We start from the raw sequence: 7,219 nt of genomic DNA, 5'->3' as shown, positions 1-7,219 counted from the left end.
CAGGCTTTTGGCGGGGGCGGAGCTCATGGCGGGGGTTCTAGCGGGACTCGGGGCGGGGGGCGATAGGCCTCCCTATTTCGACACCATGTCGCGCTGCAGCCAGCGGCAGGTCAGCAGGAAGAAGCCGCCCCCGACTGCATAGAGGAGTGAGGTGAGCATCAGGGCGTCCTGGAGGCTCTCCGGATGAGCGATGTTGCAGACGCCCTGGAGTTCCGGTGACAGCGCCGCGCGGGCGACGCCCTCGCAGGCCTTGCGGGTCAGTTCGGAGGCGCCGAGGTCAGCGACCTTGGCGCTGAAAATGCCGTCGCTCAGAGCCCCGATGAACAGCGGCCCGAAACCGTAGCCGAACAGATTGATGACGAAGAGCATCACGGCGGTGGACACCGCGCGCACCTGGGCCGAGACCACGCCCTGGCCAATCGTATATTGCGCGGCGAGGTAGCCATATTTCGACAGGCCACCGAGGCAGAGGCCGATGGCGCAGATCCACAGATTGTCGGTGCTGAACGCCAGTACATAGAAGGGAACGGCCAGGATCATGCCGTATCCAGGCAGCCAGGCGATGGCGTTCGGGTACCGACGCGAGAGGCGTTCGGCCAGCCAGCCGGTCGCAAGCGCCCCCACTGAGCCAGCGAGCGCGGCCGGCACATTGATCCACACTGCGGCCTCACCGGCGGTGAGGCCGAAGGTGCGATTGACGAACAGCGACTGGAAAGACGAGATCCCGTAGCCGCAGAACGCGGCGAAGGTGGCGGCGATCGCGTTGGTCCACCAGGAGCGTTTGGACGCCAGTTCGCGGAAACCGTCGGCGAAGGGCACGCTGGCGCGGCGCACGGTGCCGGGAGGGTCGGTGTAGCCGCGCGGCGGTTCCTTGACGGTCATCCTCATCAGCAGGGCGACCGCGACACCGGGCAAGCCCAGGACGACAAAGGCAATACGCCAGCCGAAGGCGTCGGTGATGGGGCCGCCCAGCAGGTTGGCGAGCATGCCGCCCAGGGTGACGCCCATGGCATAGTAGCCAAGCGCGGTGGAGCGGCTGACGGGCGGGAAATAGTCTGCGATCAGGGAGTTGGCGGGCGGCGTGCAGCCCGCTTCGCCAATGCCGACTCCGACCCGGCAGGCCAGAAGGATCCAGAACGCCCCGATAGTGACCGAGCCGATCGTGATCTCTGCTGACAGTCCGCAAAGCGCGGTCATCACCGACCACAGGGCGACGCATACGGCCATGATGGTGACCCGGTTACGGGTCTCGGAGAACTGCGCGAGCGGGATGCCGACCACGGTGTAAAGCAGGGCGAATCCGAACCCGGTCAGGAGGCCGAAGGCTGTGTCGGAAATGCCCAGTTCGGGCTTCATCTGCGGTGAGACCACCGACAGGAGACTGCGGTCGATGAAGTTCAGGATGTAGATGACGAGCAGTACGTTGAGCACATAGGTCCGGTAGCCCCGGGTCCCGTAGCCATTGATGTGGCCGTCGGCGGCGGTTTCCGTGCTGGCGGTCATGTCGGGGGCTCATTAGCGGCTTCTGTGTTGCGACCGTACCCATGCTTCGAGCACACCACAACGCCGCGCAGCTCTTTAGACTCCGAACTCCGTCCAGAGCGGATAGTGATCGCTCATGCGCCAGGACAGTTGGGTGCGGGCGAGGTCGGTAAACACAGCGCCCTGAAAGTCGATACCTCCCGCCTTTCGGAAATTCATCGTCAGATAGGGCTTGCCCTTGATGGTCTGAAACCAGGCGATCTGATCGAAGAAGCTTTTGAGGTCGGGGCGTTCGATCGAAGACGACAGGGTGCGCGGCACTTTTTCCAATCCGGGTGCGGGGGTTAAGCCGGTTGACGTGAAGGCTTGCCAGAGCGGGTCGTCCTTACGGTCGATATTGAAGTCGCCCATGCAGATCAGGTTCTGACCGTAGTCATCCATCTGCTCGGCCCAGTTTCGAAGCCAGCGGGCGATGCCCTTGAGTTCGCCGATCCGGTCATCAGGCCTGTCGCCGTAGTTCACATGCAGGGTGACGAGGACAAAGGTCTGGTCGCGCCTCTGGAAGCCGACGGCATAGGGCGTACGGACGAACTGGCGCTGAAACGCGTTGACGGGATCGGCCAGCGGGTCGTTCAGGTCTTCCGGCACGACCAGCTCGCAGGCCAGCCCCGAGAGTTTCACCCGGTCTGTGTCGAACACGAATGCCAGACGTTCATCGTTACCCGGGCTGCCTCGGGTCACGTCGGTCATCACGAAGCCCCACCGGGGCCCCAGTTTCTTGAGCACGTGGCGCAATGCGCGCAGGTTTGCCTTTACCTCCTGAACGGCGATCACGTCGAAGCGCGACAGAACCTCGGCAATCAGGACGACGGCATGCAGGTCGCGGCGTGGCGTATCGCCTTCGATGCTGGCCCACTTTTTTGTCAGATTGCCGAAGGCGCGAATGTTCCATGTAGCGATCAGGAGGTTGTCGTCAGCCTTGGCGGGAACATGAGCCATACGCAGGCCAAGCGCTGTCAGATCCTGCTGGACCGGCGGGGGAAGGGGATCAGTGATCTCGTCAGCCATGTGGAGTTCCCCTCACGAGACCTCCAGGATCGCGCACGAGTTGCATTCGCGCAAGCGATCCTTGTTGCCCTGGATGAGCGCGACGAAATAGGCTGCGGGTTCATTGGGATAGAGACACGTCATGAACCGATACTGGACCCTGTCCGACAAGCCGGTGGGCGCCTGGCCTGACGCGCAGACGTTTGAGATGCGCGAAGAGGCCATGCCGAAACCGGGTCCCGGGCAGGCGTTGACCCGGACGATCTATGTCTCTCTCGATCCCTATCAGTGGGGCTACAAGCGGCGCGGGGTGGAGCCCACGGGCGCGCCCTGCCATGCGCGAACCGTGAGCCAGGTGGTGGAGAGCCACATCGACGGGCTGGCGGCGGGGGATCTCGTTTTCAACACCAACGGCTGGTCGGCCTATGGGCTGATGGGCGAGGGGGTGGCCAGGCCCTCCTACATGGTTCCGCGCAAGCTGGATCCATCGCTGGGGCGGATCTCATGGGCAGTGGGCGTGCTGGGGATGCTGGGGCTGACGGCTTATGCGGGGATGATCCTGCAGGGCGATCCCAAGGCTGGCGACACCGCGGTGGTGTCGGCGGCGTCGGGCGGCGTGGGCCAGATCGCGGGCCAGCTGGCCAAGCTGCGCGGCGCTCGCGTGGTGGGCATCGCCGGACGCGAGGAAAAGTGCCGGTTCGTGGTGGAGGAGCTGGGCTACGACGCCTGCGTCTCGCACCTGTCGCCGACGTTTGCGGACGATCTGCGCGCGGCCTGTCCGGACGGGGTGGACGTCTATTTCGAGAATGTGGGCGGGGCGGTGTTTGACGCGGTGCTGCCGCTGTTCAATCCCGGCGCGCGGATGACCATCTGCGGCCTCATTGCCCACTATGGCGACGCCGCGGGTGTCGATGGCCGGGCCGAGCTGATGAAGCGGGGCGAGGCGATCTTTGCGGCGCGCGGCGTGACGGTGAAGGACCTGTTTGTCGGCGACTTCGTGGCCGATCACCACGATGCCTTCCTGCGCGAGATGGCGGGCTGGGTGGCGGACGGCAAGGTCCGCTATCTGGAGGATATGCGCGAGGGGCTGGAGAATGTGCCGGCCGCGTTTGGCGACATGCTGCGCGGGGGTAACTTCGGGAAGATGCTGGTGCGAGTGGGGGAGGATCCGACGCTCTGAGGTAAGCCGCCTTCTGACGCTCATGGAAAGACAGCGAAAGGTTTCCAGCCGAACAGTCGCGTTGAAATGTGAGCCGCCAAGACCGGTATCGACCCTTCGGCGAGGCCAGAAAAGTCCGATTTGGGGACGCGCGCCGTGCCTGACGTTGTGTCGAACTGCCATCCGGGCGATGGTCTTCGCATGAAATGGCCCGTTATCGCAGTCGGACTGCTGCTGGGCGGATGCTCAGATGCTCGCAATTCTTTCGTCGTGGATGTGTCCGCGGCCACTACGCCGGTCACCGTGGCGGCAGCGACCTTGTGCGATAAGCCGCCCGTTGGGCTTAAGCGTCAGGGCCAGTGGTTCGTAGGAAGCATGGCGGCGCGATGCGAAGGCTCTGGGCGTATCCGGCTTACCCACGCCGATGGCTCTATCACCGACTGCCGCATCGGCTACGTTACGGCCAGCGCGGAACAGTGGTGGACGTTTGAGCTACGCGGGCGCACCTGCGTCTAGCCCTAAGCTCCACCCATTGCGCTCCCAAAACAGGTCTTGCTACGGGAGCCGCCACCCCATCTGAAACGCCAGAAGTCCGGAGTGGCGCGCCAGTCGCCCGACGCGCCGTCCGTTAGAGGCCTGGAACGACTTGCGGACCGTGGCCCCGTAGGTGTGGGGCGGGTTGGTCAGGAAGCCGTAGCGGGCGCGCAGACCGCGCTCGCGGTCGATGGCGAGCCTGGCGCGCTCGTCGCCGACATTATTGATGAAGGCGGCGGCTTCCCGGCTATGGCCACGGATTGCGGCCGAAATCCCGCAGACTAAAAGTCGCAAGACCCGCTCATCAGCCCCGCAGTATCTCCAGCGACTGCTCGGCCAGGGCCGGTGTGCCGTTGATCGCCTCGCGCTCGGTGGAAGCATTGCCGCCCAGGATGCGGCGGTAGACGCCCTGGGAGATCGAGGCCAGCCGGAAGATGCCGAAGGCCATGTAGAACGGCCAGTCCGCGATGCCCTCGGTGCGGCCGGTGCGCTGGCAATAGGCGGCGACATAGGCCTCTTCGGTGGGAATGCCGCTGGCGGCGAAGTCGACGCCATCCAGGCTGCCCCAACCGGGAGAGTGGCTGCGCCAGATGAAGCCGTTGTAGGCGATGTCGGCCAGGGGGTGGCCGATGGTGGAGAGCTCCCAGTCCAGCACCGCGATGATCCGGGGCTCGGTGGGATGGTACATCACGTTCTCAAGGCGGTAGTCGCCGTGGGCGATGGTCACCGACTGGTCCGCCGGTATGCGCCCGGGCAGTTCGGCGATCAGGGCTTCCATGGCCGGGATCTCTTCCGTCTGGGCGTCGCGGTACTGGCGGGTCCAGCGGGCGACCTGGCGCTCGAAATAGTTGCCGGGGCGGCCGTAGTCGCCGAGGCCCACGGCCTCGAAATCCACGCTGTGGAGCTTGGCCAGGGTGGCGTTCAGGTCGTCGTAGATCGCCGCCCGTTCGGCGGGCGCCAGGCCGGGCAGGGTGGCGTCCCGGAAGATGCGGCCTTCCAGATAGTCCATCACATAGAAGGTGGCGCCGATGACCTCCGGATCCTCGCAGAGCGCGCGCATGACGGGCACGGGGATGTGGCCGGCAAGCGCCTTCATCACGCGGTACTCGCGGTCCACCTGATGGGCGCTGGAGAGCAACTGGCCCGGCGGCTTCTTGCGCAGAACGTAGAGGTGACCGTCTCCGCCGGTCAGCAGGAAGGTCGGGTTCGACGCGCCGCCCTGGAACTGCTGGACGCGCAGGGGCCCCTGATAGCCGTCAACGTTGGCGGCCATCCAGGCGGCCAGGCGGGCTTCGTCGAAGCGATGGGCGGGGACGACGTCGCGGATTGGAAGTTCGGTCATGGACGCATGCTCACCGAGCGCGCGTCGAGGTCAACCGTGTCGCAGGGGAAAGTCCTGATTCGACGGAACGACTGGCGGCTCGATCTACGAGGCGGTCCCGGCGCTGGTTCGGCATGCTCGGGCTCGAGCCGAAGATGCGGACAAAGTGGCGCGGGCGTTACGCGCTGGCCAGCGCGCTCTGGAACAGCAGCGCCCCGTCCGCTGAACCCAGTTCGGGCTCGAAAGCGCGATCGGGGTGGGGCATCAGGCCCAGCACGTTGCCACGGGCATTGACGATGCCGGCAATATCGCGGGCAGATCCATTGGGGTTCTCAAGGTAGCGGAACACGACCTGGCCCTCACCCTCCAGCCGGTCGAGGGTGGCTTCGTCGGCGAAGAAATTGCCCTCGCCGTTGCCGACGGTCATGGTCACCTTACGGCGGCCTGCATAGCCAGCGGTGTAGCGGGTCTGGGCGTTGGTGACCTCCAGATCGACGGCCTTGCAGACATATTTCAGCTTCTCATTGCGCAATAGCGCGCCCGGTAGCATTCCCGCTTCGCACAGCACCTGGAAGCCGTTGCAGATGCCGACGGTGGCCACACCCCGCTCGGCGGCGGCCTTCACCTCGGCCATTATCGGCGACAGCGCGGCCATGGCCCCGCAGCGAAGGTAGTCGCCATAGGAAAATCCGCCCGGCAGGACGATCAGGTCCACAGCATCTGGCAGGGCCGTGTCGCCGTGCCAGACCATATCGACGTGGGCGCCCGTGGACCGCTCGATCGCAACCTTGCAGTCACGGTCGCAATTGGAACCGGGGAAGACGATGACGGCAGCTTTCATTTGTTGCGTCTCCAGGTTTTGAGGCTGTCGAGGTAGGCGTGGAGTTGCTCGTAACCCCTGGCGTCGCCGTAAGGGCAGCCGGTGGTGACGATATCGCCGCCCTTGGCCTTCTGCATCATGATCGCCGGGTGACCCGGTGCGCCCTTGACCGTGATGAGATACGACGTCCGGCCATCGGTGCTGGAATAGAACCGGTAGGGTTCTGCGGGATCCTTGGGCGCGGGCGTCAGGTGCGGTTGGGCGGCGAGGGCGGCGGCCTGGGGTTCGAAGGGCAGGGTGCAGTCGAGGCCCAGGTAGGTGGGTTCGGGCTCGGCGGCGGGGGCGCACGCGGTCAGGCTAAGGGCGGAGAGGGTTGCCGCCCAACACCTCACGCCAGCTCCACGCGGTAGCTTTCGATCACGGTGTTGGCCAGGAGCTTCTCGCACATGGCCTTGACCTCCGCCTCGGCGGATGCCGCGTCTGTTGCGGCGAGGTCAAACTCGATGGTGCGGCCGACGCGCACATGTTCGACACCCGCCCAGCCCAGGCCATGCAGGGCCTGTTCAACGGCCTTGCCCTGGACGTCGAGGACGCCCGGTTTCAGGAAAACGTGGACTTTCGCGCGCATCCTAGTGGAGGCCTCCCTGAATCACGGTGGGCATTTCCTTCATGATGCCGAGGCGCCGCGCTACTTCGGTGTAGCTCTCGATCACATTGCCCAGGTCGCGGCGGAACCGGTCCTTGTCGAGCTTTTCGTTGGTCACGCTGTCCCAGAGGCGGCAGCTGTCAGGGCTGATCTCATCGGCCAGGATGGTGCGCGGGAAGTCGTTCTCGTAGATGCGCCCGAACTCGACCT

The 7,219-nt window shown here is 65.2% G+C and carries 9 protein-coding genes; 1 reads left to right on the top strand and 8 read right to left on the bottom strand.

Annotated features, from left to right (window positions below):
- Nucleotides 1–72: 72 nt before the first annotated feature.
- A complete protein-coding gene (locus ACIQ42_RS13590) occupies nucleotides 73–1,503 on the bottom strand; it encodes a spinster family MFS transporter (protein WP_397422764.1) in 1,431 nt (476 codons plus the stop codon).
- A 75-nt stretch (nucleotides 1,504–1,578) separates the two neighbouring features.
- Complete coding sequence (locus ACIQ42_RS13585) at nucleotides 1,579–2,550, bottom strand: endonuclease/exonuclease/phosphatase family protein (protein WP_397422763.1); 972 nt, start codon at nucleotides 2,548–2,550, stop codon at nucleotides 1,579–1,581.
- A 121-nt stretch (nucleotides 2,551–2,671) separates the two neighbouring features.
- Between ACIQ42_RS13585 and ACIQ42_RS13580 the strand changes: the two genes are divergently transcribed.
- Nucleotides 2,672–3,709, top strand: coding sequence for an NADP-dependent oxidoreductase (locus tag ACIQ42_RS13580; protein ID WP_397422762.1), 1,038 nt, complete (start codon nucleotides 2,672–2,674; stop codon nucleotides 3,707–3,709).
- Nucleotides 3,710–4,243: 534 nt separating this feature from the next.
- Here ACIQ42_RS13580 and ACIQ42_RS13575 read toward each other — a convergent pair.
- The 6 genes from ACIQ42_RS13575 to ACIQ42_RS13550 form a co-directional block, all read right to left on the bottom strand.
- Nucleotides 4,244–4,516: a hypothetical protein gene (locus ACIQ42_RS13575; RefSeq protein ID WP_397422760.1), complete on the bottom strand. Its 273-nt coding sequence runs from the start codon at nucleotides 4,514–4,516 to the stop codon at nucleotides 4,244–4,246.
- A 10-nt stretch (nucleotides 4,517–4,526) separates the two neighbouring features.
- The gene (locus ACIQ42_RS13570) at nucleotides 4,527–5,564 is read right to left on the bottom strand and encodes a phosphotransferase (protein WP_397422758.1); all 1,038 of its coding nucleotides are present in this window, start codon (nucleotides 5,562–5,564) and stop codon (nucleotides 4,527–4,529) included.
- A 157-nt stretch (nucleotides 5,565–5,721) separates the two neighbouring features.
- A complete protein-coding gene (gene purQ, locus ACIQ42_RS13565; protein ID WP_397422757.1) occupies nucleotides 5,722–6,384 on the bottom strand; it encodes a phosphoribosylformylglycinamidine synthase subunit PurQ in 663 nt (220 codons plus the stop codon).
- Entirely contained in the window at nucleotides 6,381–6,755 is a 375-nt protein-coding gene (locus ACIQ42_RS13560) for a hypothetical protein (RefSeq protein WP_397422755.1), read from the bottom strand. Before ACIQ42_RS13560 ends, purQ begins: the two co-directional genes overlap by 4 nt.
- Entirely contained in the window at nucleotides 6,752–6,991 is a 240-nt protein-coding gene (gene purS / locus ACIQ42_RS13555; RefSeq protein ID WP_397404507.1) for a phosphoribosylformylglycinamidine synthase subunit PurS, read from the bottom strand. Before purS ends, ACIQ42_RS13560 begins: the two co-directional genes overlap by 4 nt.
- Nucleotide 6,992: 1 nt before the next feature.
- A partial coding sequence (locus ACIQ42_RS13550; RefSeq protein WP_397422753.1) for a phosphoribosylaminoimidazolesuccinocarboxamide synthase occupies nucleotides 6,993–7,219 on the bottom strand: 227 nt, incomplete at its 5' end.

Origin of the sequence: Phenylobacterium sp., from assembly GCF_044372605.1 — a bacterium.
Classification (GTDB): Bacteria; Pseudomonadota; Alphaproteobacteria; order Caulobacterales; family Caulobacteraceae; genus Phenylobacterium.
Note: the sequence above shows the minus strand (reverse complement) of the source record. Positions and strands in the feature narration are given on the sequence as shown.